Below are 254 nucleotides of genomic sequence, written 5' to 3' on the forward strand. Positions count from 1 at the left end.
CAAAAAGATTTGGACTTCCCACATAATACATTTCATTATTTATTTTGGCTTTAACGCCTTTACCTGTAATGGATTGAAAATCCTCTACTGTTACTTCGTTGAATTTTAATCCATTTTCTTCTGCTTTTCGCATAATCGCTGAAGCAAGAGGGTGCTGTGATCCTTTTTCACTGGCTGCTGTTATGGTCATTAATTCATTTTCATTTCTACCATATGTCACAATGTCTGTTACAGCAGGAATCCCTTTGGTTAAT

1 pseudogene is annotated in these 254 nt (G+C 35.4%); it reads right to left on the bottom strand.

Going from position 1 to position 254, the window contains the following annotated elements:
* Nucleotides 1-254 (bottom strand): annotated as a pseudogene (locus ICJ84_RS16675) (heavy metal translocating P-type ATPase); the annotation flags it as partial.

The sequence above is a fragment of the Aestuariibaculum suncheonense genome (genome assembly GCF_014596935.1).
Classification (GTDB): Bacteria; Bacteroidota; Bacteroidia; order Flavobacteriales; family Flavobacteriaceae; genus Aestuariibaculum; species Aestuariibaculum suncheonense.